The organism is Haladaptatus halobius (assembly GCF_020618475.1).
GTDB lineage: Archaea > Halobacteriota > Halobacteria > Halobacteriales > Haladaptataceae > Haladaptatus > Haladaptatus halobius.
On the sequence record NZ_CP085341.1, the window covers coordinates 107,524 to 133,793 of the forward strand.

The 26,270-nt window shown below is 50.0% G+C and carries 31 protein-coding genes and 1 pseudogene; 17 read left to right on the plus strand and 15 right to left on the minus strand.

Features of this window, described 5'->3' with window-relative positions; genetic code table 11:
* Positions 1–449 precede the first annotated feature (449 nt).
* Positions 450–1,130, minus strand: a complete 681-nt coding sequence (locus LIW51_RS36465) for a bacterio-opsin activator domain-containing protein (RefSeq protein ID WP_227380772.1) — start codon at positions 1,128–1,130, stop codon at positions 450–452.
* 169 nt (positions 1,131–1,299) lie between these two features.
* On the opposite strand from LIW51_RS36465, the pseudogene LIW51_RS36470 reads away from it, so the two are divergent.
* Positions 1,300–2,274: pseudogene (locus tag LIW51_RS36470) on the plus strand (transposase).
* Positions 2,275–2,323: 49 nt separating this feature from the next.
* On the opposite strand, the gene LIW51_RS36475 reads toward LIW51_RS36470, so the two are convergent.
* Together LIW51_RS36475 and LIW51_RS36480 are read right to left on the minus strand one after the other, a co-directional pair.
* Positions 2,324–2,470: a DUF1328 family protein gene (locus tag LIW51_RS36475; protein WP_368411925.1), complete on the minus strand. Its 147-nt coding sequence runs from the start codon at positions 2,468–2,470 to the stop codon at positions 2,324–2,326.
* A 371-nt stretch (positions 2,471–2,841) separates the two neighbouring features.
* The gene (locus LIW51_RS36480; protein WP_227380774.1) at positions 2,842–4,242 is read right to left on the minus strand and encodes a sulfatase; all 1,401 of its coding nucleotides are present in this window, start codon (positions 4,240–4,242) and stop codon (positions 2,842–2,844) included.
* 80 nt (positions 4,243–4,322) lie between these two features.
* Between LIW51_RS36480 and LIW51_RS36485 the strand changes: the two genes are divergently transcribed.
* A complete protein-coding gene (locus tag LIW51_RS36485; RefSeq protein WP_438267515.1) occupies positions 4,323–4,550 on the plus strand; it encodes a DUF8593 domain-containing protein in 228 nt (75 codons plus the stop codon).
* A 919-nt stretch (positions 4,551–5,469) separates the two neighbouring features.
* Here the strand turns inward: LIW51_RS36485 and LIW51_RS36490 are convergent.
* The 3 genes from LIW51_RS36490 to LIW51_RS36500 form a co-directional block, all read right to left on the minus strand.
* A complete protein-coding gene (locus LIW51_RS36490; RefSeq protein ID WP_227380776.1) occupies positions 5,470–5,670 on the minus strand; it encodes a VNG_1110C family protein in 201 nt (66 codons plus the stop codon).
* A gap of 120 nt (positions 5,671–5,790) precedes the next feature.
* Positions 5,791–6,345 carry a 20S proteasome subunit A/B gene (locus LIW51_RS36495; protein ID WP_227380777.1) on the minus strand — a complete coding sequence of 185 codons (555 nt, stop codon included), beginning with the start codon at positions 6,343–6,345 and terminating at the stop codon, positions 5,791–5,793.
* Between the two features lie 630 nt (positions 6,346–6,975).
* Positions 6,976–7,503: a hypothetical protein gene (locus tag LIW51_RS36500; protein WP_227380778.1), complete on the minus strand. Its 528-nt coding sequence runs from the start codon at positions 7,501–7,503 to the stop codon at positions 6,976–6,978.
* Between the two features lie 439 nt (positions 7,504–7,942).
* Between LIW51_RS36500 and LIW51_RS36505 the strand changes: the two genes are divergently transcribed.
* Positions 7,943–8,788 (plus strand): formate/nitrite transporter family protein, encoded by an 846-nt coding sequence (locus LIW51_RS36505; RefSeq protein WP_227380779.1) that lies wholly within the window; start codon positions 7,943–7,945, stop codon positions 8,786–8,788.
* A gap of 982 nt (positions 8,789–9,770) precedes the next feature.
* The gene (locus LIW51_RS36515) at positions 9,771–10,016 is read left to right on the plus strand and encodes a hypothetical protein (protein ID WP_227380780.1); all 246 of its coding nucleotides are present in this window, start codon (positions 9,771–9,773) and stop codon (positions 10,014–10,016) included.
* Between the two features lie 382 nt (positions 10,017–10,398).
* On the opposite strand, the gene LIW51_RS36520 is transcribed toward LIW51_RS36515, so the two are convergent.
* A complete protein-coding gene (locus LIW51_RS36520; RefSeq protein ID WP_227380781.1) occupies positions 10,399–10,755 on the minus strand; it encodes a hypothetical protein in 357 nt (118 codons plus the stop codon).
* Positions 10,756–11,254: 499 nt separating this feature from the next.
* On the opposite strand from LIW51_RS36520, the gene LIW51_RS36525 reads away from it, so the two are divergent.
* The gene (locus tag LIW51_RS36525) at positions 11,255–11,389 is read left to right on the plus strand and encodes a transporter (protein WP_227380782.1); all 135 of its coding nucleotides are present in this window, start codon (positions 11,255–11,257) and stop codon (positions 11,387–11,389) included.
* Positions 11,390–11,655: 266 nt separating this feature from the next.
* Here LIW51_RS36525 and LIW51_RS39750 read toward each other — a convergent pair whose 3' ends face one another.
* Positions 11,656–12,108, minus strand: coding sequence for a DUF7835 family putative zinc beta-ribbon protein (locus tag LIW51_RS39750; protein WP_368411924.1), 453 nt, complete (start codon positions 12,106–12,108; stop codon positions 11,656–11,658).
* Here LIW51_RS39750 and LIW51_RS36535 point away from each other — a divergent pair.
* Together LIW51_RS36535 and LIW51_RS36540 are read left to right on the plus strand one after the other, a co-directional pair.
* A complete protein-coding gene (locus LIW51_RS36535) occupies positions 12,025–12,465 on the plus strand; it encodes a bacterio-opsin activator domain-containing protein (protein WP_227380807.1) in 441 nt (146 codons plus the stop codon). The two genes, LIW51_RS39750 and LIW51_RS36535, sit on opposite strands and share 84 nt — an antisense overlap.
* Positions 12,360–12,656 carry a helix-turn-helix domain-containing protein gene (locus LIW51_RS36540; RefSeq protein WP_227380783.1) on the plus strand — a complete coding sequence of 99 codons (297 nt, stop codon included), beginning with the start codon at positions 12,360–12,362 and terminating at the stop codon, positions 12,654–12,656. The genes LIW51_RS36535 and LIW51_RS36540 overlap by 106 nt, the downstream gene beginning before the upstream one ends.
* Before the next feature lie 603 nt (positions 12,657–13,259).
* Here the strand turns inward: LIW51_RS36540 and LIW51_RS40325 are convergent.
* The 5 genes from LIW51_RS40325 to LIW51_RS36565 all read right to left on the minus strand — a co-directional run bounded on the left by LIW51_RS40325 (position 13,260) and on the right by LIW51_RS36565 (position 17,491).
* Positions 13,260–13,592, minus strand: a complete 333-nt coding sequence (locus LIW51_RS40325) for a DUF7344 domain-containing protein (protein WP_438267516.1) — start codon at positions 13,590–13,592, stop codon at positions 13,260–13,262.
* A gap of 91 nt (positions 13,593–13,683) precedes the next feature.
* On the minus strand, positions 13,684–15,777 hold the full coding sequence (locus tag LIW51_RS36550; RefSeq protein WP_227380785.1) for a bacterio-opsin activator domain-containing protein: 2,094 nt from the start codon (positions 15,775–15,777) through the stop codon (positions 13,684–13,686).
* 84 nt (positions 15,778–15,861) lie between these two features.
* Positions 15,862–16,533: a helix-turn-helix domain-containing protein gene (locus tag LIW51_RS36555; protein ID WP_227380786.1), complete on the minus strand. Its 672-nt coding sequence runs from the start codon at positions 16,531–16,533 to the stop codon at positions 15,862–15,864.
* Positions 16,534–16,682: 149 nt separating this feature from the next.
* A complete protein-coding gene (gene ddfA, locus LIW51_RS36560) occupies positions 16,683–16,961 on the minus strand; it encodes a DdfA family disk-determining factor (protein ID WP_227380787.1) in 279 nt (92 codons plus the stop codon).
* Positions 16,962–17,161: 200 nt separating this feature from the next.
* A complete protein-coding gene (locus LIW51_RS36565) occupies positions 17,162–17,491 on the minus strand; it encodes a DUF7344 domain-containing protein (protein ID WP_227380788.1) in 330 nt (109 codons plus the stop codon).
* Positions 17,492–17,899: 408 nt separating this feature from the next.
* Between LIW51_RS36565 and LIW51_RS36570 the strand changes: the two genes are divergently transcribed.
* From LIW51_RS36570 to LIW51_RS36585, 4 genes are all read left to right on the plus strand, one after another.
* A complete protein-coding gene (locus tag LIW51_RS36570) occupies positions 17,900–18,127 on the plus strand; it encodes a hypothetical protein (RefSeq protein ID WP_227380789.1) in 228 nt (75 codons plus the stop codon).
* Between the two features lie 936 nt (positions 18,128–19,063).
* Complete coding sequence (locus LIW51_RS36575) at positions 19,064–19,348, plus strand: hypothetical protein (protein ID WP_227380790.1); 285 nt, start codon at positions 19,064–19,066, stop codon at positions 19,346–19,348.
* A 485-nt stretch (positions 19,349–19,833) separates the two neighbouring features.
* The gene (locus tag LIW51_RS36580; protein WP_227380791.1) at positions 19,834–20,097 is read left to right on the plus strand and encodes a hypothetical protein; all 264 of its coding nucleotides are present in this window, start codon (positions 19,834–19,836) and stop codon (positions 20,095–20,097) included.
* Between the two features lie 110 nt (positions 20,098–20,207).
* Positions 20,208–20,345 (plus strand): hypothetical protein, encoded by a 138-nt coding sequence (locus LIW51_RS36585; protein ID WP_227380792.1) that lies wholly within the window; start codon positions 20,208–20,210, stop codon positions 20,343–20,345.
* A gap of 226 nt (positions 20,346–20,571) precedes the next feature.
* Here the strand turns inward: LIW51_RS36585 and LIW51_RS36590 are convergent, their stop codons facing one another.
* The gene (locus LIW51_RS36590) at positions 20,572–20,823 is read right to left on the minus strand and encodes an amphi-Trp domain-containing protein (RefSeq protein ID WP_227380793.1); all 252 of its coding nucleotides are present in this window, start codon (positions 20,821–20,823) and stop codon (positions 20,572–20,574) included.
* 369 nt (positions 20,824–21,192) lie between these two features.
* Here LIW51_RS36590 and LIW51_RS36595 point away from each other — a divergent pair, with 369 nt between their 5' ends.
* From LIW51_RS36595 to LIW51_RS36610, 4 genes are all read left to right on the plus strand, one after another.
* Entirely contained in the window at positions 21,193–22,233 is a 1,041-nt protein-coding gene (locus tag LIW51_RS36595) for a DUF7972 family membrane protein (protein ID WP_227380794.1), read from the plus strand.
* A gap of 278 nt (positions 22,234–22,511) precedes the next feature.
* Positions 22,512–22,727 carry a Sp36 family protein gene (gene sp36, locus LIW51_RS36600; RefSeq protein ID WP_227380795.1) on the plus strand — a complete coding sequence of 72 codons (216 nt, stop codon included), beginning with the start codon at positions 22,512–22,514 and terminating at the stop codon, positions 22,725–22,727.
* Positions 22,720–23,733 carry a DUF7972 family membrane protein gene (locus LIW51_RS36605; RefSeq protein ID WP_227380796.1) on the plus strand — a complete coding sequence of 338 codons (1,014 nt, stop codon included), beginning with the start codon at positions 22,720–22,722 and terminating at the stop codon, positions 23,731–23,733. The genes sp36 and LIW51_RS36605 overlap by 8 nt, the downstream gene beginning before the upstream one ends.
* Positions 23,734–24,021: 288 nt before the next feature.
* Complete coding sequence (locus tag LIW51_RS36610; RefSeq protein WP_227380797.1) at positions 24,022–24,288, plus strand: hypothetical protein; 267 nt, start codon at positions 24,022–24,024, stop codon at positions 24,286–24,288.
* A gap of 65 nt (positions 24,289–24,353) precedes the next feature.
* Here LIW51_RS36610 and LIW51_RS36615 read toward each other — a convergent pair whose 3' ends face one another.
* Positions 24,354–25,034, minus strand: a complete 681-nt coding sequence (locus LIW51_RS36615) for a helix-turn-helix domain-containing protein (RefSeq protein ID WP_227380798.1) — start codon at positions 25,032–25,034, stop codon at positions 24,354–24,356.
* Between the two features lie 221 nt (positions 25,035–25,255).
* Between LIW51_RS36615 and LIW51_RS36620 the strand changes: the two genes are divergently transcribed.
* Positions 25,256–25,738, plus strand: a complete 483-nt coding sequence (locus tag LIW51_RS36620) for a cupin domain-containing protein (protein WP_227380799.1) — start codon at positions 25,256–25,258, stop codon at positions 25,736–25,738.
* 203 nt (positions 25,739–25,941) lie between these two features.
* Positions 25,942–26,217: a winged helix-turn-helix domain-containing protein gene (locus LIW51_RS36625; protein ID WP_227380800.1), complete on the plus strand. Its 276-nt coding sequence runs from the start codon at positions 25,942–25,944 to the stop codon at positions 26,215–26,217.
* The last annotated feature ends 53 nt before the right edge of the window (positions 26,218–26,270 follow it).

Below are 26,270 nucleotides of genomic sequence, written 5' to 3' on the forward strand. Positions count from 1 at the left end.
CGTACGAACACAAAAGTATGGAGTAAAATCATTGAGCGCGCTGTAACACTGCGAGCTTAATTACGTCGTGAAAGGGTTGCTAGCTCAGTATTCGCGACATCCCTTCATATCCTCCATCTCTCTTCCAGTAATAGTGATCTCCTCATTCGTTTCTTCTCTGGCTGTGTACGGTTTTGAATTGAATGACCTGTGTCACAAAAATGCCGGATAGCACGTTGATTCGCCTCATCGGACGTGGTATTTGTTGTATCCTCTCTCCACTCGCACTCCATGCAATCCAGGATCTGTTTCCCCGTCATAAAAAGGAGTTCTACGAGGTTTTGTATTGTAACGTTGGTTGCTGTAGCAGGGGATTTTTAGACCATCCTTACTAATGTACAACACCGTGTATGGATAAATCACTAAGAGAAGAGGTAAGAATAGCATGTGTCAAGCTAAAATAGAAGCGCCTATTTTTTGTCCTGATCATCAGCACCGCCACCCAAAATCAGCCCATTTTCTATCATATTCTCGTGGCCACGCCGGAGCCGTTCTGAGACAGCTTGATGAGTCACGTTTAACTCCTCGGCAAGATCTTCAGTTGTGGCTTCACGGGGGATACTATAATAGCCGTGGTCGTACGCAAGTGTGAGAGCTGTTTGTTGATCATCGGTCAGTCCGAAACGACCTTGTCGACCATCTTCAAGCTGATAGATGTTTATAATTTCCATTGAGAGACCGTGCTCATCACAGTATTTGTAAGTGCGAGATAAGGAGTTGCGGTTTGGGAATAAGGTTCGGAGATTCCACTTTTCTTTATTACCCATTGCAGCAAGAACTGTCCCTTCTTCCTCCACAAGAACTTGGACAAGCATTTCGATTTCCGAGACCCATTCCATCTGATAGAGCCATTCATCAGGCAGTTCCGCGAGTAGCTCGACCTGCTCGACACTCGGATCATCAGCAAGAAGAGCTTCGATCTCCTCGAGCTCACTCTCACTCCCACTCACCCACACAAATGGCATGACACGACCATCGTCATGAGCAACAACACGTTCGACTTCGAATTCGATTCCGTCGGTAGTAGACAACATTTGTTTGAGCGCAAATTCATCGGCAGGCACTTCGACTTCAGCTACTGTTCCAGCCATATCGCAGAGTAGCACGAGAGGAGAATATATCTGTTGGATCGGGCACAGATATATAAATTTTATTATATCAATACAATGCCATTGAACTCGGATTCTCAGCCAGACTATTTCTCATTACTCAGCTTTGTACGTTTAAGTCGGGCGGCGATGCAGACGGTTGAAACGGGCGATGATGCCGATCACGAACTTCCTGTCGTGTACCGACGTACTCGACGAATTCGAGTCACTATCGCCTCAGCAGCGATATCACGCAAAAACCTACGTCACCGATCTTACTGCGGTCAGCAACAAGACCGTGACAGGAATGGCACGCGAGATTCTCCCGGCCAAGGGCAACTACACTCTCAACAAGTTCCTCACCGAGTATGACAGGGACAAAGAGCAATTCAACCATGAACGACTTGAGGAACTACAGAACCACGGTGAGACGCGCTGGTCACAAGATGACTACATCATTCATGACGACACGATCAACCAGAAAGCCGGGGACTTCATCCCCAGCGTCGGCCGGTTCTACGATCACGCCGAAGGCGACACTGTCTAGGGACAAAACATCGTTTACGCCTACTACGCTGACGACAAAACGGCCGACCCGCTCACCTTCCGCCTGTACGAACAGCAAGGCAAAGACCACGATGAAGACCACGAAACGAAGTACGATCTTATCCGAGATATCCTCTCCGAACTCGGCGCCGTGAAGCTGGTCATTGCCGAGAAGGAAACTGATGGGGACGACGAGAACCCAGTCAAGTACCTCACCACGAACAAAATCGACGCACCGACTGCTCATCTGATTCGTTCGTACGCAATGCGCTGGCGCATCGAGACGTTCTTCGAGGGCTCAAAGCAGGATTCCGGCTTTGGAGACTGCGAGATGCAGTTGGACGAAGGTGCCAGTCGCCACTGGCATCTTCTGATGGCTACCTACAGTTTCGTTCGTCTTGATCCTGATTCGAGCGTCTTGGGAACGGTTCGCTCGAAAGCGTCATCGCTTCGAGCGAATCTCGAACATTCCCTGAAAGAAGCGGTTTACAACCTTCTCTCATAGGCCAGAGACAACTACAACCAAGGTGTTGATGATCTCATGCAAGAGATCGGCCATCTCTTCGTTCACTCAATAACCGAGCCTAACGTGCAAAGCTGAGTCATTAATTAACGACCACCCGATTCTCTATGGATCTGTCTAAACACTACTATATAATGAATGATATTATCGCAAGGATAAGGAAGATGATTACTAACCACTTTGCAGCACGCATCGAGAGCCCAGCCACTCCACCAGCACCAAGTGCGGCAGCAATGATTGCAAGCACAAAGAATGCGATTGCGAGTTCGAGGATTGCCATCGTGCCCCACTAGAAGAAGGATTGATATAAATTTCTTGCGGCTAAAGGTAGAATTTGAAAAGAACGCTAATGGATGCCGTCTTCAACACCCGTACCGATAAACATCTGAGAAAAGATCCCAACGCCGTCAAAGATTTGTGATTAGAGCAAGATTAGGGTAGAGCCACAAATCGTCATGATACCCAATGAACCCAAAGAATCTAATTGGCACTGTTACTACGACTATGAGGCTCAGCCGATCACCGACGTGCTCCGGATTTATATAGGGGTACGACATCCAATAATAGGCATAGAAAATAGTGATTAAAATGGACGCTCTGAATAAGTTTTATAGAGAAGTTACGTTCGCATAACCGTGATTGGGATTAGGCATACCCAAGATCCCTCAATTTAGCTTTTACAGCGTCAGATACTTCGAGTTTATCACTAACAGTATTTCGGATTTCGAGTGTTTCTTGCAGCTCTTGCAGATATTTACGTGGATCTTCCACAGGAGGAACACCACACTCATTCCAACCGTCAAGCGTTTCATACCCGAAGTAGGCATCAGAGGCAGCAAATCCCATAAGCGGAGCATCATAGGTGGCGATAAGCGAGTCAGCATATCCAGCGTCATACATCATCTCGATACGAGGAGAACGAAGCCCTTCATACTCAACCAATCGCGGTTGCTCCGTGATTTCACCAAGCAAATCTTGACCTCGCGATGGTGCATCGATACCAGTTAGTTCGAGAATTGTTCGATGAACATCAAGCAAACTCGTTGGTTTAGTGCAGCTACCTGTGCAGTTGGGCCCAGAGATAACAAGCGGAATATGGGTGAGTTCAGGATAGACGCCGTGTAAATGCCGCCAACTTCCATGCTCACCGAAGAGCTCACCGTGATCACCGACCGTGATGACGTAGTCAAACTCTCGTTCAAGTTCCGCGAAAATTTGTCGGTATTTATCTGAGAGATACCGAACAGCTTCGTCATATGCTTCGCGAATAGGTTCCCCGTCAGGTTCGTTCTCTGTAAGAGTCGCGGCTACTTCATCGTACGATGAATCGTCAATCGAACTAGTGGGTGGACTATAGGGTGCATGGGCTTCCATTAGATTAGCGAAGAGAAATTCTTGGTCGCCGTACTGAGTTTCTTGAACAATTTGGAGGAATCTCGTTGCACCATCGTCGGTTGTCTTCTCTAAGAAGCCGCCAGTTCGCTTTTGAATTCCTCGTTTGATTGACGGCCAGATTCGATACTGTCCAGCGAGGGCTCGTCTTACCACATCAGCGTATTTCTGTGCTCCAGTATCGCCCTGGCCGATCTCTGTGATTTCTTTCCAGCCTTTTAACCCTTTACTGTTGACGTTTATTCGCCATGCCCCTTGGAAGGTATCGAACCCACGATCAAATCCGAAGACCGGTGAGACCATCAGATTCGCACTGAAGGCACGAGTTGTGTACCCTGCTTGTTGAAGATATTCTGCCAAGGCAGATTCTGGACAGTCAAACCCTTCTGCTTTTGCATGTACCCCAACTTCGCTCGCGTATTTGCCGGTGAAGAGTGATGCATGGGCAGGCATCGTCCATTTTGCGGTCGACCATGCATGGTCAAACCGTCTTCCGGGGAGCCAATCAAATCCGTCATCAAAAGCGTCTTTCCGGAGGGTATCAAGAACGATGAGTGCAACACTAGTCATCACTTCAGTGCTTGAGGCATGGTTTACTAATATTTTGTATTCATAAATGAAGCTTCTATCGTTATCGGGGAGATAACACTGCATCACGTGCGTTATATATCACTCATCCCAGCTAGGGAAACACTTATTGAAAGAGTAGTTGTGTTCTGATCGCTATAGCAATGATGACTGATGACGATGAAGGCAAACGCGTGATCAACCAAAACGGTGATGAAATTGGCGTGGTCGCCGAAGTTCGAGAAGATACTGCCTATATCGACCCAGATCCCGGTATGTTCGAGTCGATCAAAGATAAACTTGGTTGGGGAGATATTGATGAAGACACTTATCCACTCCAAGACGAAAATATTGAACAAGTAACAAATGATGAAATCCGCCTGCAACGTCTCTAAACGGATCTAACTACAAGACCATCTTCTCTCGGCGCGTGGATTTATTTAAATTATATATTTATAGAATTTTGGAAGGATTGGAAGATACTTGAGCACAGCTCGTTCATCATTCAAACGCAACACCAAGCGTGCGTCGGACGTGGAAACCAAATAGCGAACTGGTAGGAGTGTCTCACTCCAAATAATGAGAGTGAATATCCTTAAAGACTGAAACCATTGTGGGACGGTTCTGCACATTCTGACGCCGAAGCAGAAAGTTGCCGCCTCAAGGAACCGCTGAAGGTGGCGAGTAGGTTGGCGTAGTTCAATTCGCTCTATTGGTTTTCACTATTTCCAAATTGTAGTGGATTCTTATTCGAGCAGGTGTTCACAATGGGGGCAGATTCGGTGACGAGGATGGACGCTGCGATTGCATTGTGGACAGTCAGCATCGTCTTGATCCTTGTGCTCTAACGAACTAGTATCATGTGCCATCACGTATGTAAATTACCGGTCTCAGGTACCAGCTGTACTGCCTGCATATACAAGCTTTTTACTTATTATTGAAAATGAATGACCAAAGTCACGCAGACTGTCTCGACACCTCGTCTGAAGATATTTCGCTTGATTCGTTTCCGACCTCAGCCTCAATCTAGTCAGTAAAGATAGTCTCGATCTCTTCCCAGAAACTTCTTTCACAGTGACCTACACTAATGGCACAGTTATCTCGTGGGCAACCACCTATTCAATATCTTCAGGTGGAGGGAATGGCAGAATATCGTAAGTTTCTCGGCGATACTTCGATTTCCACGACAATAGTGATTTTAATGATATACCGACGTCTCTGGGTGAAATCAGAAGAGTAGAACTATAAAACGAAGAAATCGGGAAACAATTAGTCCACTCCTCAAGATCAGCCTTGAACTAGAAGTAGCTCGGATCACTGTAAAGAGATTCCCCTTGAGGAGAGCCAATCGCGGACTTCGATAATGACGGCTGGACTACCGATGAGTCGGAGCGTCTCGTCCTCTTCAACGATGGTAATCCTGAACTCTTGCTTGAGTGCAGCGCGAGAGTTAGACAGTGCACACTTCGGAAGAACAATCTCTGTATTCTCGCGGAACCACTCGGCGGCTGTCACTGCTTGTGCAGTTGCAGTTCTGGTATATATGGTTGGTGTTCTCTTCCATGGTATGTGGATCACCCCCTTAACGAATTCAGGTAGATTGCCTCTATGAGTATCTCAATCACACCATTTCCCTCATGACTTATTGGGACCGCTATTCGAGTTTTCGAGCCGCCATACATCGACATCCGAACCAGTCATCGAGTCATGCTCGGCGACGGTAGCAAGAACGTCCTGAACTAGTGACTCCGCGGCGTAGAGATCTACGTCCAGATCGGCCCTTTCCAGTCGGCCGAGTGCGACTTGCGCACCACTTCCAAGTGCCAACACCTTATCATCGAGGATTCGTCCATCGTCGCCAATTTCACGAATTAGGGCGATCCCCTTGTCATCGTACGCCGAGACGATTGCATCGACACCTGCAGTTTCAGCGACTGTCGCACCGACATTCGCGAGTCGTTGGATCCCCATTTCTTTGCTTTGTTCAGTCCGGTATCTTTGAATTTCAGATTCGAGCATCCGACTAAATTCGTCGATTCCATCTGGTTCGCCCGTTGCTGCTGTTCTCACTGACGGGAAGTCAAACACCTTCTGCTTGTTGTTGCTTCGTATCGTGTTTCCACTAACGACCCGCCGATCGCCTGCCAAGATGGTTCCGCTCCCAGTCTCGATGCCAACAATCGTTCCCATGCGCGAACTGATGGTCAGCGCGGTTAAGAGGATTGCCCTCAACTCTCCCAACGATATTACTTTCTGTAGTGGCCGACCACTTAAAGCCAGAGCCACGTGAGAATCAGCCACAACTATTTCTCTCGCTGTGGATCACAGCATGAACGCGAACAACTGCGAATAGGCCATCGACTTTGGGATCTTCATGAAATACTCGAACAACGGAACTACTCGACAATGACGGCCAGTTCCTCGGTCAGTACAAGTATGAAATCGAATACGAATGGTTCTGCAACGCTGCGCGACATCCTCGGTCTGTCAGCGGAGTAAGAGAATCACAACTACGACCTAGCCGAAGCAGGCCTGCAAATGAGAATTCAGAGATAGAAGAGCGAAATGACGGCTAACTCACCACCATCCTTCGAGGTGATAGATTCGTCTCGGCCACTAACAGTGTTTTTTGCGAATCTCACTACGTTTAGTGGCGCGTGAAAGTTTGACCATTAAGCATCCGCAGTCTCCCGCTTCAAATCCTTTGATTGAGCAATCATTCTGCCGCCTTTCGGTGATCTATCAGAGGTTATTAATGAGACATCATCGCTACGTTTGTGCAGCCATTTTGGGATCTGCAGAAACCAGTCGTATTTTTCTTTATCCGTCAACATCTGCATCAGCATCGGCCCCGTCGGCATCAGCGTCCGCATCAGCCCCGTCAGCGTCGGCGTCAGAATCAGCACCATCAGAATCCGAATCCGAATCGGCACCGTCAGAATCAGAGTCAGTGTCACCGTTATCAGAATCCGTGTCTGTATCGGTACCGTCCGAGTCGGTATCCGTATCTCTCCCATCAGAATCACTGTCCGTATCAGTACTCCCTCCATCGAATGCAGGGTTCGTCCTCTGATTTGAGGTCTCCTTGGATTCTAACTTGTCTTCGGATTCATCCGTCGTGAGATAGAGATACACTGGTGGCAGGACATACGAAGCCAGCGCTAGGACAATGAACCATCGGTTGAAATAGGCCAACAAGCCAAGGCCAGTCAAGGCGGCTGTGGCTGCTGCATGGATGCCGCTATGCGTTCGAACGTAGACCCAGTAGTACTCCCAGAGTCCACGAAACCATTCATTGGCGGTTGCGACTGTTTCTCGGAGGTGAAGCGTCTGATTCAGCGAGTCCATATAAATTGTTTCTCCTCGGTTGCTATAGTTGTTGCTCCGTTACATCGCTGCAGAGTACAGGAATATGTAGGAATTAGCGTTAGAAATATTATAGCATGGTGAACATATTCAAGAGTGGAATCCTACGAGTGTACAATAGATCTACTCGAAGCTTACAGGAGTAAGAGATAGTGAACGTCCTAGGGAAGGATCGGCGAATAACTTGTCTATGAATACCTGGCAATTCCGAGATAAAACTAGATCATATGTAATGTGAGTAGCCAAGAAAGCAATCAACGATAACCCGGTAGCTTTCTACAGCTCTACTATTAGATTCACTTTTGGGTTTTCACCTACCGTTTCTATTAGAAGCAATTTGAGTGGTAGATATTTAAAACGGGATTGGAAGCTTTGGAACGCCTAGTTTATTTATATCCCGTTTCAATGCACACATCCGCGCATGAGTTCAGACACGGAAAATGACCCATCAGGTGCATCGTTATCCTATCGACGTATTTTAGAACGTGAAATGGAAAACGCACTCCAGGAGATTCACCGCCCTCCCAAAGGCGTGTTTCTATCCGGACTTTCAGCTGGTCTTAATCTCAGCTTCGGTGCACTCTTCATGGCGATGGCACTCACGTTCTCTGGTGGATTTCAATCGAAACTCGTCCAGCAAGTCGTACTTGGCAGTGTTTCCTCGATCGCCTTCTTATTCGTAGTAATCGGACAAACAGAACTCTTTACAGCCCACTCGACGATGGCGATTTTGCCTGTCCTGGATGATCGTGCCTCACTAACTGAACTAGGTCGGGTCTGGAGTGTTACGCTCACGTCAAATTTAGTAGGATGTGTAATGTTTGCAGTGCTCATCGCGACGGTCGGGCCATCCATGGGCATTATTGAGGCAACGGCCTTTGGCGAACTGGCAAATGCACTCCTTCCGCTGCCATGGTGGGTGATTCTTTTGAGTGGTGTGATCGCCGGCTGGTTGATGGGGCTCGTAACATGGCTTTCTGCGTCCAGCCGTGACACCGTCGGTCGAATTCTCTTTGTGATCCTCGGGACGGCAATGATTGGGTTCGGACCCTTCCATCATAGTATTCTTGGGACGACTGAAGTAGTGACCGCACTGTTTCTGAATCAGGGTGTCACGATCGGAGATTTCATCTACTTTATTGTCTGGACAGTGCTTGGGAATATCATCGGCGGTAGTGTGTTTGTGGGCTTGCTCAATTATGGGCACGTTGCGCTAGCCGGGGAGGAACAAGATGTTGACTTCGAAGCTGTAGAAAATGAAAGTTAATCGGTTGCAACCGAGGTCGAGCATCAGCTGATTTGCTCCTTATCAAAAGGAACCTCGATATGGAGAGAAGGTCGATACCCTCCACTGCTCGTTATACGAACACAAGAGCTATCCTGAATACGACCCTGGGCGAAATAGGATCAATCGAGAGCGCCACGGTTACTCTCTAGTTCGAATACCTCTACTCAATGATGTGGCCGATGAATTGCATCCCCGGAGAACGACTCAATACCCAGCACTGTTAAATCGAGCAAGAATTGTGGTATGGCGATAGGCTGATCAGCGCTACTTGGCACCCATCTGATCAGTTATTATTCATATATTATCCGAAGCGACGGTTGTCTGCAATCGTTACAAGATCTTGTTAGGAGCACAACTAAACAGTCCATAATAATCTACCTCCTGGAGGAGATCGTCATTTGTCCTCTATCATTCGGCAGTGTTCAGATAAGAATGAAGGCCGAGGCAGTGCGATTTGCCAGTGATCTAGGTAGAAACCGACCGCCCTCACGGAGATAGCGACTGGATCGAGTTAGATGTTGTAGAGCGAGAACGATACCGAAGCCGCTGATGTGGTTTTACTATCTGCCCACATACAGCTGGTTTATCATTATCAGATGCTGGTTCTGTTTTAGAAAAGTTCGCTGTCGACCGTGTCGCACAACAATCCATAATTTGGTTCAAAAGCCGATAGACAGCCGACTAATGGGAAGACGCCGAATCACGTCATGATCGATGAAATCTAGCTAAAACTATGATTTCAACATGTCTCCTATAGATATCAGAACATCGTCGAACGTATCTTCAAAGAGCTAAAACATCGCACGAATTGATTTTGATTTGCGAACCATTTTCGTCACGCGTCACACCCTTCCGCTGAAACCTAGTTGAAAACATCCAGCTTCGCATGGAATCAGCTAACATGGACAGTGCCTCCTACGGGAAGCAATCCTTTTTAAAGATTGGCGACAAAGCGCGATCCATGGCTGTCGTTGCAGCAGCGGCCGCGGTCACGAAGGCAGTGAGTTCGCTGACCGATATGACCGACGAGGCGAACCAGGTGGTCAACCAAGAGGCGATCGAGTCAGCAGTCGATGACCGGGGAATCGAGGCTGTCACGGATCCCGGCGTACTTCGGTCGGCCATCAATCAGGAGGAGCTCGATCTTGACGACGATGAACTGCAAACGGCTGTCCAAAACCACCTTAGCGAACAGCGTGACAGATAGACGAGGGTCACACAAGAAACGAGAACGGCGTATTAGCTGATTCACTCAGCAAACAAGTGGTAGATCCTCTTCGAGATGTAGCGCTCACTGACGTCGAGGATAATCTGACGATGCTGTCGTAGAGTACTGTCACCTCGCATGCGGACGCTCCGCTCGACGATGGCGAGCGCGGCGACGCTCGCGATGATCCTCCTCGTGCTCGCTCTCCCAGCATTGTACTAAGAACGTCCTAGATCTCCGTCTAACCGTGCATGGTGTAGTCCAATCATCGCCACTCGGACAAGCCCAATCGTATGAACGCCAGCACCGCTCATTGTATGAGAAAAGTCCACGACGAGAAGAGAATAGCCAAACCACCTGGCGAAAATATTTCTCTAAACTCTCAAGATTCATCGGGGTTCGCATCTTGCACTTCGACAATCTCGGCCTGTGAGATGAAGGTCTCGCCACCGCCTATGCGAACTTGGATCGTCTGGCCGGGAAGATCGGGATCATCGTTATCGGCCGGCTCCTCCGGAACCGAGATCGCGATGATCTCATCGAGGGTGATAGTTCGACGTTGGACTGGGTCGCCATCGTGTTCCACAGTCTTCCACGTTTCAACATCGAGGTCGCTCATGCTTTTGCCGAAGTATTCCTCCGAATCCTTGTTGACCGAGTCTTCAGTCTGCGACTTGCCAGCCGTCCGGTTTCCGTCTGCGACCTGTTCGTGCTGGTATTGATATAAGGATGCGAGCATCATCATGAGTACAATGGCCACTAACTAAAGGATTCACCATGAATGTCTCTGTAAGACCAGCCACTATTCAGTTTATTCTTTTGAGAATGCAGGAAACGGTCGAATCAGAGGGTCATACTAATGGAGTCAATGCTATTGATCGGACATCGACCTAAGATCCCTCTCTTGACCGCCATTCCGCGATTACGACACCGGTAAGAGTATCTCGTACTCGACATGGAGAGAAAAGCGATTATCGATATATAAATCGAGATCTACCATCCCTTTCATGCTACTTGAGTGAGGATTTGATTGGGAACCCAACTAGCGGGATAGAGGGGACGTTTAAGTGAAACGGATGATCTCTGAAATTCGTGTTTCACCTCCGTTTGGTGTGAGTACCCAGTATATATTGGATGGAATATACAGTTATATTTCGATGATATTACAGATAGATTAAATATATAGAAACCAAGCTCTGCCGCTACAATACCAACCGACCACTTTTGAATCACTTAATATGGTACGACTCTCGACCATGGTACTCCTCGCTGGAGTCATCCTGCTATTCATTCCGATACCACCGATCACAACAATTCTTGGGATTATCGTGATCCTCCTCGGTATCTCGCTTCGCCTGCTCACCAACTGGTAGTAGACGGCAAATGTGCAGATACTGACTTGAAGGTTTCGAGAGCAGCTGTTCGACGGTGTTTTCACCGAAACTGCCGAACCAGTCCTGCAATACCGCTGCACCAAGAACAGCGACACTTATGGTAAACAATAAAATATTCGATGAAAAGTCCGGTAATATTCAGCAAGGGAAACAATATGATAAAGATTTGAGAGTGATAATTGATAAAGTATTATTTATTGATGATATGCTGACGCTCCAGCCGATTCTCAGTTAACAAAAGTGAGTTAGACGTCATTCATTCGTTGTTTTGATATCTCACCACACTGTTGGCATTCTGTGATACGATAGGGTTCGCGGGAAAATTCATCATTGTCTGAATCCTCATTTTCCGTAATAAGTTCAATAGAAATCTGGTGTTGCGTTTCTTCACCGCAGATTTTGCACGATTCATCTGTAACTTGAGAACGATCGATCTCTGCGTCAGACTCGTTTTCGTCGGGAGATTTGTTACTCATACCAATAGTCTCTCGCTCACAGGCTAAGGGTATTATCGTTTCGAATGAAGAACCGCGTCCACCGGCTGCCCGACTTGTCCCGACAACTTCTAGTTGTAAGTACCATGACTCGCTTATGACGACGGTTGCGAATTCTCCATCCCAGCCGAGCAGTTCGTACTTCGAGAAACACTCACCCGTCGACCGAAGCTCAAATTCGAGATCGACCGCGTCGTCGCGCACGATACGGCGCGTGTCATTCCGTTTGTCTGGGTGTCGGGCGAGGGACTGGAAGATCTGACCGCACTACTTGACGCCAACCCGAGCGTCAAGAACGTCGAGTTGCTCACTGAGACCGACGAGGAACGGTTTTATCGGCTCGAGTGGGCCGACGAAGCGCAAATTATCGGGCGCATGGTCATTGAGTTCGATGCCTCTGTCCAGCAGGCGTTTGCCGCCGATGAAGAGTGGACACTGCACGTGTTGTTCCTCGAGTGCAGCGGCCCGCAATACAAGGTTTTGCTAAGAAACATGGACTCGATCTCGACGTCGACCGGCTGTACGATGTCGATGATGCCCGTCATGTCCGATTTGGACTGACTGAAAGCCAACACGATACGCTCGTCAAAGCCTACGAACGTGGGTATAACACCATTCCACGAGAGACCGATGCAGGCGAACTCGCTGCCGAACTCGGCATTTCCCATCAAGCGGTCGGTAAGCGCCTTCGCCGCGCAACAGGGAACCTCATCGAAAGCACACTGCTAGTCGACGAAAACGAAGCAGAGTAGCCACTGCCCTGCTTTTGTCCCAGCACAAGCCCTAAAACGATATTAACCGACACTGGTGGAGGTAACTACCATGTTCTGTTGGTTAAGACTTCGATCACGCGATCGTAATCGTGCTGCCGCCGGCCGCGCTGGTCGGCAGAGGAACCGACGCACAGAGATTGAATTGGAACCCCCGGGGTATACTCACTTCCGCTTATAGCTGTAGGCGGCAATAGGCGCGAACTTCTGGTCACGAGGTATTCACGGTGTTGTCTTAACGGGCGATCTCATGGTCGGCGTGAGTATACTCATTGGCATCGCAACGGTGTACGCAAAAACGAATGGATCATCGATGCAGACGCGGTCCAGGAAACGGAGTCGCGTCGCGAGTCGGCAGCGTCGCTCGCTCTCCAACTGGGGACTGATTCTAACCATTGGTGGACTTGCGATTGGGCTGCTCCTTGCCTGGGGTGGCCGGCAGATGGCCACAGAGTTTGCGCTTAAGTGTGTGTCCGGCCTCTATCCTGTGCTTGGATAGGTCTCCTTCTCATGGCTAAAATACTTGGACTGACGATCGAAGCAGTCATGAGCTACGCGAACAATCCGGATTTATCTGTATTACAGTCAGACTATTCCGTGGGTGGCGGCAACCTCGAGGACCGCTTCCACTTGTCTGCCATCCCGATAGCGCACGGTCGCACTCCGCTGGTCGTACTCGATGATGCCGTGGTCAGCGAGTTTTGGCAGATGCGTGTGGATGAGTGTGGTTCGTGCTTGTTGCTCTGACTCTATCTCATCCACCTGAGCTTGGACGACTCCAACCAAGTCAGTTAGAGTAGCAGTGTCATTGTCTCCGTCTTGGAGGTGATCAAGAACGACTCGTCGATGGCTCTTGGCGAGGAGGTCGCAGATTGCCTCGATGGAGTGGGTTGGGTGAGCGGCATTTTCTGGTATTATTACTGACGACGTTGTTGTCTGTCACTAAAATCACAACACCTTATCAGTTAGATGCCCAATGAGGTAGATATCTACGAACTCATTGCTGCGTTCAACTGGTTGCTGCTGAGGGTGTGAAGAACGTCGTCAGGAGTTTGCGGTGAGCGGCTTGCAAGTGTTGGTGAAACGTTGGCCCCGAAATCCCAAGCGTGTCAGCTAGCTCGGCACCTGTACTCTCACGGGGCGACTCGAAGTAGCCACTCAGATAGGCTGACTGCAAGATTTCATGCTGGCGATCAGTGAGCTGTTCGTGCACCCGCTCACGGAAGCCAGTCGGCGAGTCACTCAAGCGTTCACGTTCTCGTTTGGCAGCGAGCGTCGCTTCGGGATACACAGCTTGGACAGCCTCAACAAAGGGGCGAATATCAGTTGCAGTCGGGACTTCGGCAGTGAGCGTTCCCTGTCCATTTGTGGCGGTTCCTGTTTTGATCGCAGCACCACGCTCGGTCAACCGTTTTGAAGCGGTTGTCCTGCTTTCAAAGAGAAATTCAAATCGGCTCGTCTCCTCGTGTGTGCTGATACATCGTGCTTGCCGAACAATTGGCGAGCGGTCAGCCCGTGCGAGAATTTGCTCCGGCGATGCATTGTCAGCCTGGATATATTCCAGCAAGTCTCCATCGCTGGTCTGGACAACCCCATCAAGGGTAAACGTACAGTCAAGCTCATCAGAGACGGTGATGAAAAAGGCGGCCGTCTCAGTCAGATCAAAGTCGAGTTCGACCACTCGATCCGTCAAGAGGAGTTGTTGGGTTTTGAGCGCGTAGATCGCATAGCCAAGCGTCTCGCCCAACTCGTCGAAGATCGCTTGTTCGTGCTCGCTAAACATCGCGGGCTGTGTCCCATACACGACGAGGACACCATAGGTCGTCTCGCCATAGACGAGGGGAACACAGATAGCGGAGCGGTACTCTTGGGACAGGGCTGCCTCGCGGACGGACTCTGGGAATGCTGGATCAGTCTCAATGTCGTCGACAACGTGGACACCACCAGTTTCGATGGCGTGTGCCGTCGCCCCCTGTTCGGTGTCTGTTGGATCGGCCTCGCGTATGGCCTTGAGATACGCCTGCTCAACGCCATATGACGTGCGGATGGTAATCCCCGTGGTTGCTGGCTCGAGATCGCCGATTAGTGCTGCCTGGTAGAGGTCTGAGGTGACGAGATGCTCACAGACCAGCTCCTCGATCTCACTTTGTGTTGTTGCTTCGACCAGTGATTTGTTAACTTGTCTGAGAACGGTATTGATCTCGGAGATCGTCTGGAGGATCTCGCGTTGGCGCTGGAGCGTCGCTTCACGCTGTTTCTGCGCTGTGATATCTTCGGCGATTCCAACAATCCGATGGATATCGCCTGCATCATTGTAGACGGGAAAACCACGATCAGAGACCCAACGAATCGTCCCCTCAGGTTGGACAACCCGGTACTCTGCGATGTACTCACTCTGCGGGGTCTCGGCCCTCGCATCCTGCGCGATTTGGTCGATGAGCTCCTCGACCTGCTTGCGATCGTCAGGATGGATGCCTTCCAGGTACGTCGATAAATCTTCATAGAGCAATTCTCGTGAGCGTCCCCAGACATCTTCGTAGGCAGAGTTGATGTACAATACCTCAGTCATCTCGGCATCCGTCATCCAGAGCACACTGTCGACTTGCTCTGCGATCTGCCGGAAGCGTGCTTCGCTATCACGGCGTTCGTACTCGTGCCGTTTTTGCTCGGTGAGATCCCGGATGATCGCAGTGAACACCCGCTGATCGTCGTACGCGTGTTCAGTGAATGAGAACCGGAGTGGAATCGTCTCTCCATCTGCATGGAGACCAATTCGGTCAAGTGTCGTTCGATGCACTGACTCCGACGTCTCCTCTGTGTCGTGAACCACCTTCTTAAACGCCGTATAGTAGGACTGCTCATACTGGGATGGGAAGAGGATGCGCATCGGGCGGCCAATCAGCTCGTCGACCTCATACCCGAAAAGGTCGCCTGCCGCCGGATTTGCATACACGATCATTCCCGAGGTATCAAGCGTGAGAATGGCCTCGCCCGCCTCCGCAACCACCGTGTGAAAGAATGTCGTGTCCTCGTTCCCATCGATGAGTAACCTGTCGTCAGAGTTGGAGAAACGCTCATCTCCCCCATCTGGGATCGGAGTCATTGTGTCTGACGCACTTCGACAAAGGTCTATAACTCCTAGGGCTGTTCAAACAGGGTGTTTTAAACAAGACGTAGTTGAAACAGGCTAGTCGGATGAGATATCCCCCGCCCCACCGAGAAGTACATGTTCAAGGAGGGCTTCATTGCCACGTCGAATCAGATCAGAGAGCGACTGCTGAGTAATGTCAAATTCCTTCGCTAACTCAGCCAACGCGACCTGCCGGGGCGTCTGGAAGTACCCCCGTTGGAGTGCGAGTACTAGTGCGTCTCGTTGTTTTTCGGTGAGTACGCTCTCGACCAAGTCACTGCCGGCCTCGCTAAGTGTCTGCATGTGGCCGAGTGTATACGGAATCTTGTTTTCTCGACAGTGGTTATGGAACGTGGTGAGCTCTTCTTGTGAGGAAAAGAGGATTTCGAACTCCCAGGTTTCGGAGTTGTAGCCATACGCACTGCGGATGATCGTCTCAGCCGTGGTAAACCCCTCGAAAAAGCCACCGTCAGGGGTCTCCCAGTGCAGGAGATACAAGCGGCGATCCGCAACTTGCTCAATCTCGATGAGTTCCTGGACGTGGTCGTGAGCGCGAACGCGCTGTTCGAAGGCGTCTAAATCGTCATTCCAGGCCCAAAACAGCGGGATGACGTTCGCATTAATGGGAACAATCCGTTCGAATTCGATCTGGATCTCTGTCCCAGCCGTGAGTAAGCGACCAAGCACGAAGTCTGTCGCTGGGAGCGAGAACTCGACGAGGATTGCCATCAGGGTATTCGTATTCTATCCGAAGCAGCTTAATCACTCGGTGAGCAGCTCCTCTGGCCGTTCTCGAGACGGAGGACAGGCGCTAACAGCGCTCACGCTCCTGATGAAATCAAGCGAGAACCGCCGATCCATGCCGTCCGTGCACGTGTCTACGGTTCATCAGACTCAAGCTCTACGGCACCTTCAGTTGAGACGGTGACCCAGTACCCGGCATACTGAAATGAGACTGAGCCGTGTGTCCGTGGCGTCCCATCTGCCCGTGGCGCAAACAGTGCATCAAGTGCCTCCGGATTAATCACCTGGTACAATGGCTCGAGGTCAACTGGTGACTGCCCTTTTGCGTCTGCAACGGCAGTCAGAACGTTGGTACTGAGTGAACGCGGCGATGCAGTCGGTGGGGATCCGTTATTGGTATTAGTTGGATACACGCATTAATTCCTCTCACGGTTAGAGTCTCTCAACCAAGTATTCTACAGGTTCAGCCACCATCTCTTGCTCTGCACTCTACTGGAACCGCACTAAAATAACCAGAGGATGGCAGAGCTGATATGTTGCTTTACATCCCACAGAAGCTGCCCTCACCAATACGATCGCTCATCCAGCATGGATTCACGTATCGTCCGTGTGCTCAGTCCGGCTCTTCTTCGCTCCGTGCGAACTCGACGACTGTCTCGACACGGTCGCCACCGCGAAAGCGAATTGTTTCACTCCGTGCATCATACTCAATGAGGGTGTGATCAGCCAACTTCGGGAGATGCGTGTGGCGGAAGTCTGTTTCAAGGTGCTCGCACGACGCATCGACGCGCTCACACACCGCATCAATCAGCGCGGAGAAGGTAATTGTCTCCCCATCCATTGTCTGAAGGTGATACAGGATATACCGACGGTGGGGATGGGTGAGGAGATCAAAGAGCGTTCCGAGCGAAAATTCAGACTGATGGATGGTGTTTGCGGTCATTGGAGGGGGTTTTCTCTTGTGAGGTAGCGGTAAATGGGTGGAAGCGGGTCTTCGATCGGCGGTCGCTTGGAGAGCATGTTTATCACCATCAGTCTCGCGCTATCCTTACTATAAAGGAAATCTCTGATGTTTATTCTTATGGCTCAAGTGTTAGAGGTGACCTTATCGATTCACATGTGAAAAGTATTCACGTGGATACATGAGGTGGATCCACCCGAGAAGACCATTTCTCGCGTATTATTTCATCTACTTCTTCCAGCATATGTAAAACTACGCCCATGTTCAAAGCAGCAGTAGCACTCATTGTAAGAGGGTTGTTTGAACAGAAGAGTTGGTAACGGGATAACCAACTATTGCTATTGCTAAGTAGACTATACTTATTTACCATACGAAAGATGATTTGCTAGCATGACAACTCATCGGGCGACCGAGATCGCTTCAGAGGCTATTTTATTAGCAAATGAGGAAGATACCTTTCGGCTTCCAGAACTGAAAGAGAACCTCGAGTTCGATGAGGAGCCCTCTAATAGTATGATTCGGGCTGTATTACGCCAACTCGAGGAAGGCGAGTGGCTTGAGCGTGACCATCCAGAGGGACGTATTTGGTATGCGAGCGACAATATTGAAAATCTATAAATTGAATTCTTACTCCTCTCGCATAGAGTGATGCCTTCTATCTTATCGGTCTTTTTCAGCATTCTTCTATTTTGAATTCTAGTTATTGTATATTTCCCAAATAGAAGGGATTGGGTCGGTTTTAAGACGACAGATTCGAATGGTTCTTAGGGTCTCTCCACCAACTTTGAATTTGATCACTGTGGTGGAACACCGAGCAGTCTGTATTGCCTCTGAGGCTCTTCTCCTTGCACGTGAACAGGGCCACTTCCGGCTCTCTGAACTCAAATCTCGATTATCGAGTTCGTTTGAAGACCCACCCTCCGAAAGTCTGATTCGAGTCGTGTTGCGCCAACTCGAAGCAAGTGCGTGGCTCGAACGTGAGCACCCACAAGGACGTGTTTGGCACGCCGGCCGGCATTTGAAATAGATTGGTAGCTGAATCCCGCTCTGACATTCCTTTGGCGTTCAGTTATCGTTTGATAGCTGGTGGTAATGCAGAGTACGGTTTGCGCTAACCCTGTATATGAACTGTTGATTTTGACAGTTGCTCAGGTAACAATGCGTATAACCCGATAACTGGGGATTGACTGTGAATAAAAAGATTGAATTGACTTAGAACGATCATAAGCCAGAAAGAATGATTGATCGTGAATTATATGATCACCAGTGGTGATGGAGAGTTCTATTTCGTGTGAAACGCTCCAGTTGCACCAAAATAACAAAATAAACGGTTGTTTTCTTGAGAGCTGTAATCAGCAGCATTGATTTTCAAAGCTGAGCGGGATTCGAAGTTTATTTCGGGAGAAGGCAGTAAAGTCAAATTAGACTCTTCAGAGGCCACGCAAACGTTATCAACGGATATGCGTGTTTATTACTGCCACCATAGTGGCTGGGACGTGGGTGGGCGAGACATCGAAAACTCACCCACAGAAGAGAAACAACACGGGAGAACCTATGAGAAAGACACTACACATTCTGATGGCACTGGCGGTCGTCGCCACCGTGCTTAGCGGTGCATTCGCGACGCCTGTATTGGCTGGTGGGTCCGATTACGGCGGAGAGAAAGCCGCTGATGGATCGAGCAGCAGTGGAGACACGCAATCGAACGAGTGTACGCAGTCGGGTGACAGCGCATCCGGAAGTGGCACTGGAGGGTTAGCTGGTATTGGTGTGGGCGCGAATGCGAACGTGCTCAACTCCGGTGACAACCAAGAGCAGACCTGTTCGAACGTCGACTAAGACAGGAAAGCCACTCTAACGACTGGGGAACGCTTAGTTCCCTCGCACAGTTCTTTTATTGGGTGTCAATGATTATTGATGAAACTTTACTAGGCGAGCGAATGCTCTGAGATATACCACAAAACTCACATGCTGAATGCATGGAATGGATGGGCTGAGTAGTGGTGTAAGAGTGACGTTCCACCTAGCAAGTTATGGGTTAGGAAAGTGATGGGTTAGGACAGAGAAGCGAACTTATCGTCAGTGACGATCTCAAGTCGGACGCTTTCAGAAGTACTGTCCGAGGTCTAACGATGACTACACACCACGGTGTGCTGGCGTGGATGCGAGGTGCCGGTTACAAGATAATCTGCAACGAATATCAGGCTGTGATACTAGTTGAGTGCACGTGTACAAGCTGCATTGGTGGGCACTGGTTTCTTTTGGATGTTCTCCGGTGGCGTCGATACTTTGCTACTCCTGAGAGGGGTGTATGGCTTATATCAGTGAGTGCTCTCCTCATCAGTGCGCTGTACACGGACGTCGTGCTGCCGGGACTACTCGCCCTCGCATTCGTGTATGTGCGCGTGGCGAAAGGCGATCGATACGATGGTTGGCAACGGCGTGGCTTAGAGCTCGGTGCGCTTGCAATGGTATTGTTCGCCGTTGCTGGCCTCACAGCGAATCTCCTCATCTTAGTTATTGCGGCTAGTCTCATGGTCGTGATGGCAATTGTATTCGTCTTGGCCCACATCCGACACAAGAATTGAGCCTAGTCTTCGCCTTTTTATCCGAAAATAATGTAAACAAAATTACTCCAGGCAATGATCGAACAGTTCAACCAACGATTCGCTTTCCACACGGCCACGATTGGGCAGTCGTGCTCAGCGAGAGCGTCTTTGGAGCGACTCTTCTTACCGACCTCTCACATCTGACTGCACTCGTCGTGGGGACGCTCACGGTGGGCGTCTACTGGACGCTTCATAGGTGGAAGATTGATGCTCCCCGCTGGCGCTAGCGATTGTTAGCACACTATCCCTTCTCACTGGCTACAGTGAACCGAACTGCTAAGTGGATTGTGAACATAGCTCACTATGTCGGGTCTTGCATCGCATTCGGTCATTTGATCCGGCAAACGTGGGCAACATGGAGACCATTCACGTCCCCACGTTTCATATGGCAGATGTCGCAATACGCGGGAATCGCTCCCACATCACTTTTAACGTATCCCAGTATGCGGATCGTCAGGATTCGTTTGTCTCTGGGTTCCAGGTCAGATCGAGTGTGATAGCTTCGGTATCACTTCCAATCATGGGTGACCGCTCTTCGATGGCGATGTCGTAGGTTATGGTTGACGCCGGCGTGAGTTCCACTGTTTTGTTTCCAACCTGAATCTCAGCCGCGTCCTCCTCACGCAGTTCATGGGCAAGTGCTTGGAGACGATCTGCAACTTCCTCACGGGACACCTCTTCGGAATCAGCTGTCTTTTCAGCCATGGCGATTTTGTATGTATGAGGCGTACTCCCAAATACATTAGGACACACGTGAGTCGTATACCTTCACCATACGATGTCTCGACAGTCCACGCTCTAATTAACCCCTTCCAAGAGCAGAATAGGAGACCTAACTGGGCAAGGAACTATAGGAGTGGTAACATATGCAATCGCAAAAAGGAATACCCATGGGGCATGCCACCAAAATAACAGGAGCTGTGGAGTCTTAGTTATGGACACTTACCCGGTCATCCTGTCGGTGATTGGATCCTCGTAGGTCGCCAGTGAAGCTCAGAGGATATTCGAGTGACTCGCCGGTGCTGCCAGGATCAGACAAGAGGGTATTTGAAAGCCGCTTACTTTATCTCGAACATGAATGGGTCGGATAGTGGTACTCAACCCGGCGACACGATGCGCGAGCGGGTCAACGAGAATCGAGTGAAGTTATGGCTCTACATGGAGGCGAATCGGTGGGTCGTCGCCAGCGGGGTGTTGATTACTTTCTTCGTCACGCTGGTCGTCCTCGATGTCGCCGACCCGTCGCCACTCCAGCAGTATATCGGGCCAAGCGACGACGCAGTCGATACCGTGTTTCAGGGCTTCATTGGCGCGATCATCACCGGTGTGACGCTCGTCGTGACGCTCAACCAGCTCGTGCTCTCGCAAGAACTCGGGCCAGGCGGTGACCAGCGGAATCGGATGGAGAGCGCGATGGAGTTTCGACGTGACGTGGAGAATGCGCTAGAGGTGCCAACGAGTCCGCCGGAACCGGCATCGTTCATGCAGGCGCTCATTGAGGAGACCAACGACCGAGTGAACCGACTCGCCGACGCAGTTGACGAGAACTACGATGAAGAATTGAAAGAGAAGATCCACAGCTACGCCGATGGGCTAGCGGAGAACGCCGATGAGATGAGTAAGACGCTGAAGAATACACTGTTCGGAACCTTCGGCGTGCTCTCTGCCATCCTCAATTACAATTGCTCGTGGAAAATTTTCCTCGCACGGAAGATTCGCAATGAGCATGCCGACGTGCTCACCGACGAAGTAAACGCGGCGTTCGACGACATCCTCGAGAGTCTGAAATTCTTCGGTCCGTCGCGCGAGCACTTCAAGACGCTCTACTTCCAACGGGAACTCGTCAATCTCTCACGAGCAATGTTGTACTCGGCGGTGCCCGCCCTCGTTGTGTCTGTGGCGATGATCATCTACTTCGACGCGCGGGCAGTTCCAGGTTCGACGCTCGCTATTAGCAATGATGTGCTGACCGTCAGTTTCGCTACGACTATTGCAGTAGTTCCGTTCATCATCCTATTGTCATTCTTCCTCCGCATCGCCACTGTGGCGAAACGTACCCTTTCGATTGGAGCGTTCATTCTTCGGGAAACAAAACGGAGAGACGATCCCGACTAAGTAAGCGGAGTGGTTGTTTTGGCTTTCAGTAGAAGCTCAATTTCGTCCCCTTCACCTCACATTCATCAGCGCCACCGGCATGGTCGTATGTGCAGAGTCTCGAATAAGGCACTCTCAAGGAGTATACCAGATGCTTCACGATGATGGGTTGTAAGTGAGAATCGACTAATCGAAGGAGGGGATATTCGGTGGTGACGGTTAAAATACTCTTCGTATTAAGCCCGCTCGTATAAGAGTCTCTACTCACCAATCTATGATGAGACGGCTGATTCGTACATATGGCCCGACAGACTACTGATAGGTGGGAGTATCATACGCTCCGGCCACCGCGAGGGAGCACCAAAAAAGAGGCGATCGACCCGAGTGCTGAGCTCAATGAGTTGGGGAAAGATGGGTGGGAACTCGTTGACACCATTGAGTACGTCGGCGGTGGCACCAAGTTTTTAGTGTTCAAACGCCCTGCGCGACAGGGAGACAAAACAGACAATGAGTGAGAGCGAAATCAGCACGGCAAATACGATGCGTGAACGGGCTGGTGAGAATCGTGCAAAGCTTTGGGTGGTGCTCGGCGCACGGCGCTTGGCAGTTACTGGCGTAATTGCAGTGGTGTTTTTTGTGCTGTTCGTGATCGCTGGCACGCTTCTCTACCCACCGCTAAAATCTGAAATCGCGAAAACAGACACGATTGAAACGATTTTCTCAACCATGCTTGGAGCAACGATCACCGGAACGACGTTGGTCGTTACTATCAGCCAACTCGTCATCTCCCAGGAGAATGGGCCGCTAGGCGATCAACATCAACGGATGAGCGATGCGATGGATTTCCGTGAGTATCTGAGCGAAATGCTTGGCCACTCAACTCCGGCTGACCCGTCTGCGTTTCTCCAGCAACTGATCGGTGGGGCTGAGCAGCGAACAAATGACCTCCGTGAGGCAATCGCAAAAAATGGTCATGACGACCTCCAAAATGAGATTGACGAGTTCACGGAGAGCCTCACAGGAAATGCAGAAACAGTTAAAGACGAGCTTGAGGGCGCACAATTCGGGACGTTTGATGTGTTGTTTGCCGCCCTCGATTTCAACTACTCGTGGAAAATTTTCCATGTCGAACGGATGCAAAGCGAGTATGCGGACGATCTGACTGACGAACAGGATCGGCTGTTTGAACGATTGAAGACCTCGCTCTCGATGTTCGGGCCGGCACGTGAGCATATCAAGACGCTCTATTTCCAATGGGCACTCATTGACCTCTCTCAACTGATCCTCTATGCGGCGATTCCAGCGTTGTTCGTCGCTGGCGCAATGCTCGCGTTTGTTGGGAGTGGGACATTTACTGGCATCACGCTTGGTGTAAGCGATCTCCTCTGGGTGGTCGCTGGTGCGTTCACAGTCACACTAATCCCATTTTTATTGCTTGTTAGCTATATTCTCCGGATCGCGACCGTCGCGAAACGAACTCTCGCGATTGGCCCGCTGATCCTGCGTAACTCCCAGCGATAATGACTAAACTTCCACTACCAGAATTCACAACCAACAAAACAGATGACAACCAACCAATCCCAACACTCCGACCACACACGCCACCACACGGCACCACTGCCTAGCAGGCACCTCCACGTAGCGAATCCCTGTCCGCAACGGGAGTGTGAGTGATAATGGATCGTACGTCACGACGAACGTTCCTAACACTGACTGGCGCAATTGGAACCATAAAGCCTGAGCGGATGTCTCACACGAAGTCCCACGGTGACGGCGTCTGGTGTTGATAATTCACTCGTGTTTAAGCGAATGAGCGTGAGTGAACCGTGGGCAAGTGGCCGCGTCGCAGCGAGCGTAACGCTGACATCAGCCGCGACAACGAAGCATGGCGTTCGTGCCTTGACCGTTATTAAAAAGGACGGCACTGAGTTCGATACCGGGACGATTCAAAGTGGCCAAACAAGTAAAACGATTTTTCTCCCGGTTGGCAAGCAATCGACGCTCACTGCGGTCGATTTCGATGGCAAGACCGTTGGTTCGATCATCGTCAAAGTGAGTGGTAACAAGATCATCTGATCCTCCATCCTTCTCAAATCATTTTGAGCTACGAGATGACCATGCTCAGTAGAGTTGCGCTCGGATCATTTTTTGTCTGGGTCGTCGGCACCTTGGCCGAGGATGAGCGCGTTTTTGACAAGGCTTCCATGACCCCGCCGTAAGCGCTCGGAGACTGCCTGATGTGAGATATCTAGCTCGTCAGCGAGATCGTCAGCCGTTGCATTCCGGGGAACTTGATAATAGCCAGCGTCGTAGGCGAGTGTTAGTGTGTCTTGTTGGTCATCGGTTAGTCCAAAGCGTCCTTTTCGGCCGTCCTCTAACTGATATATATTCAGGATGTCGAGTGACAGACCGTTTTTCTCACAATACTCGTATGTCCGTGACAGGCCCTCTCGGTCGGGGAAAATGATGCGAAGATTCCAATCACGGCCATCACCCATTGCCGCGAGAATCGTTCCGTCTTCAGTAACGATGATTTGAACCAGCGTTTCGATTTGATCGATCCACTCCATCTGATAGAGCCACTCGTCCTCCAAGTCCGCGAGGAGCTCAATGGATTCGACACTTGAATCATCTTCGAGAGTAGTTTCGACCTCCTCACGCGTGTGCTCATCGCCACTCACCCACACGAATGGCATGAGACGGTCGTCGTCATGGGCAACCACCCGTTCAATTTCACAGGCAAGCTCAGAAAGTGACGAGAATGACTGACTGAGGGCAAATTCCGTGGCGGGGATTTCGACTTCCGCAACCGTAGCAACCATATTTCCACTAGAAACCCACACTCGATATGTCCGTTGATTCGGTCTAGATATACAAAATATAACGATTAGGTTGTTTGAGTGTGTACTCCTATACTCATGGCATACTATTCTCGATGATGTGGCTTTCGATTTCCCTACTGCGATACATTTGCAAACAGTCTATTAAACATCCATCAGCAGATGGCAACAAGAATTTTTATGACTCCTCCAACTGTCTTCGTATGGAACATGTTACGATCGATGCGATCGACCCATTCACGCATCCCACCGGCGCAACATCAGGAGGGCGCGCACTCTCAGAAGCACTTGGAACGACCGACGTTGCGCTCAATCAGTACGACCTTGCTCCCGGTGAAAGTACATCTGGGGGATACCATACCCACCTTGATCAAGAAGAGATTTTCTATGTCCTTTCGGGCACCATGACCTTCCAGACGGATGCTGGTGAGATCGAGGTGAGCGCCGGCGAAGCAATCCGGTTCGCTCCCGGTGACTACCAGCACGGCACAAATCAAACCAGCGAACAAGTGACAGTGCTTGCAATTGGCGCCCCTGACACCAAACACGATTGGGATCAGATCCGTGTTCCAATTCCGTGCTCGGAATGTGACGCAGATGCACTTGGTGTTGAGTTTGCATCTGAGGGTGAGACCCGTCGACTTGTTTGTCCAGATTGTGGAACAAAGATGGATATTCCGAACTGAATAGCCGAGCGTGCCCTTTCTCAAAATCATTACGGGGCCATTCACATAGACCGAGACTAGGCAAGGATGAAGAATCGAAACGGAGGTGCAGTGACGTATTTCGATCCGTACAGCAACAATATAGATTAGTAACTAGAAATAAAAAAGCGGCTACGTTGTTTTTATCGGTGGTTTTACGACCCTTGTTTGTCTTTCACTGAGTAATGGAGGCCGTTCTGTGGTATGTCTTTACCGGGACACGTGGTGGGCCTAATCGCGTCCGCCTCGTCCACGCTCTACATGAGCGGCCTCGTAATGCAAATCAACTCGCTGAAGATCTCGATCTCGATTATAAGACAGTACGTCATCATCTCGATGTCCTTCTTGAAAACAATGTCATTGACCGAAGTGGTGATGAGTACGGCGCGATCTATTTAGTGAGCGACCAGGCAGAACACCACTGGGAGACGATCGAGCAAATTAGTGAACAGGTGGACTAAACTATGGTTGAATTTGGGAAAGCATGTATCCGCGTCCGATACCGAGGGAGGAA

Bases quoted from the DNA above. Each gene is read 5' to 3' on its own strand.
- LIW51_RS36605 (WP_227380796.1), top strand. From the start codon at position 22,720: ATGAGTGAGAGCGAAATCAGCACGGCAAATACGATGCGTGAACGGGCT.
- LIW51_RS36590 (WP_227380793.1), bottom strand. From the start codon at position 20,823: ATGGCTGAAAAGACAGCTGATTCCGAAGAGGTGTCCCGTGAGGAAGTT.
- LIW51_RS36595 (WP_227380794.1), top strand. From the start codon at position 21,193: ATGAATGGGTCGGATAGTGGTACTCAACCCGGCGACACGATGCGCGAG.
- LIW51_RS36495 (WP_227380777.1), bottom strand. From the start codon at position 6,345: ATGGGAACGATTGTTGGCATCGAGACTGGGAGCGGAACCATCTTGGCA.
- sp36 (WP_227380795.1), top strand. From the start codon at position 22,512: ATGGCCCGACAGACTACTGATAGGTGGGAGTATCATACGCTCCGGCCA.
- LIW51_RS36480 (WP_227380774.1), bottom strand. From the start codon at position 4,242: ATGCAGTGTTATCTCCCCGATAACGATAGAAGCTTCATTTATGAATAC.
- LIW51_RS36525 (WP_227380782.1), top strand. From the start codon at position 11,255: ATGGTACGACTCTCGACCATGGTACTCCTCGCTGGAGTCATCCTGCTA.
- LIW51_RS36575 (WP_227380790.1), top strand. From the start codon at position 19,064: ATGAGAAAGACACTACACATTCTGATGGCACTGGCGGTCGTCGCCACC.
- LIW51_RS36565 (WP_227380788.1), bottom strand. From the start codon at position 17,491: ATGACCGCAAACACCATCCATCAGTCTGAATTTTCGCTCGGAACGCTC.
- LIW51_RS36505 (WP_227380779.1), top strand. From the start codon at position 7,943: ATGAGTTCAGACACGGAAAATGACCCATCAGGTGCATCGTTATCCTAT.
- LIW51_RS36515 (WP_227380780.1), top strand. From the start codon at position 9,771: ATGGCTGTCGTTGCAGCAGCGGCCGCGGTCACGAAGGCAGTGAGTTCG.
- LIW51_RS36485 (WP_438267515.1), top strand. From the start codon at position 4,323: ATGACTGATGACGATGAAGGCAAACGCGTGATCAACCAAAACGGTGAT.
- LIW51_RS36625 (WP_227380800.1), top strand. From the start codon at position 25,942: ATGGAGGCCGTTCTGTGGTATGTCTTTACCGGGACACGTGGTGGGCCT.
- LIW51_RS36550 (WP_227380785.1), bottom strand. From the start codon at position 15,777: ATGACTCCGATCCCAGATGGGGGAGATGAGCGTTTCTCCAACTCTGAC.
- LIW51_RS36520 (WP_227380781.1), bottom strand. From the start codon at position 10,755: ATGCTCGCATCCTTATATCAATACCAGCACGAACAGGTCGCAGACGGA.
- LIW51_RS36570 (WP_227380789.1), top strand. From the start codon at position 17,900: ATGACAACTCATCGGGCGACCGAGATCGCTTCAGAGGCTATTTTATTA.
- LIW51_RS36620 (WP_227380799.1), top strand. From the start codon at position 25,256: ATGGAACATGTTACGATCGATGCGATCGACCCATTCACGCATCCCACC.
- LIW51_RS36610 (WP_227380797.1), top strand. From the start codon at position 24,022: ATGAGCGTGAGTGAACCGTGGGCAAGTGGCCGCGTCGCAGCGAGCGTA.
- LIW51_RS36500 (WP_227380778.1), bottom strand. From the start codon at position 7,503: ATGGACTCGCTGAATCAGACGCTTCACCTCCGAGAAACAGTCGCAACC.
- LIW51_RS36615 (WP_227380798.1), bottom strand. From the start codon at position 25,034: ATGGTTGCTACGGTTGCGGAAGTCGAAATCCCCGCCACGGAATTTGCC.
- LIW51_RS36465 (WP_227380772.1), bottom strand. From the start codon at position 1,130: ATGGCTGGAACAGTAGCTGAAGTCGAAGTGCCTGCCGATGAATTTGCG.
- LIW51_RS36555 (WP_227380786.1), bottom strand. From the start codon at position 16,533: ATGGCAATCCTCGTCGAGTTCTCGCTCCCAGCGACAGACTTCGTGCTT.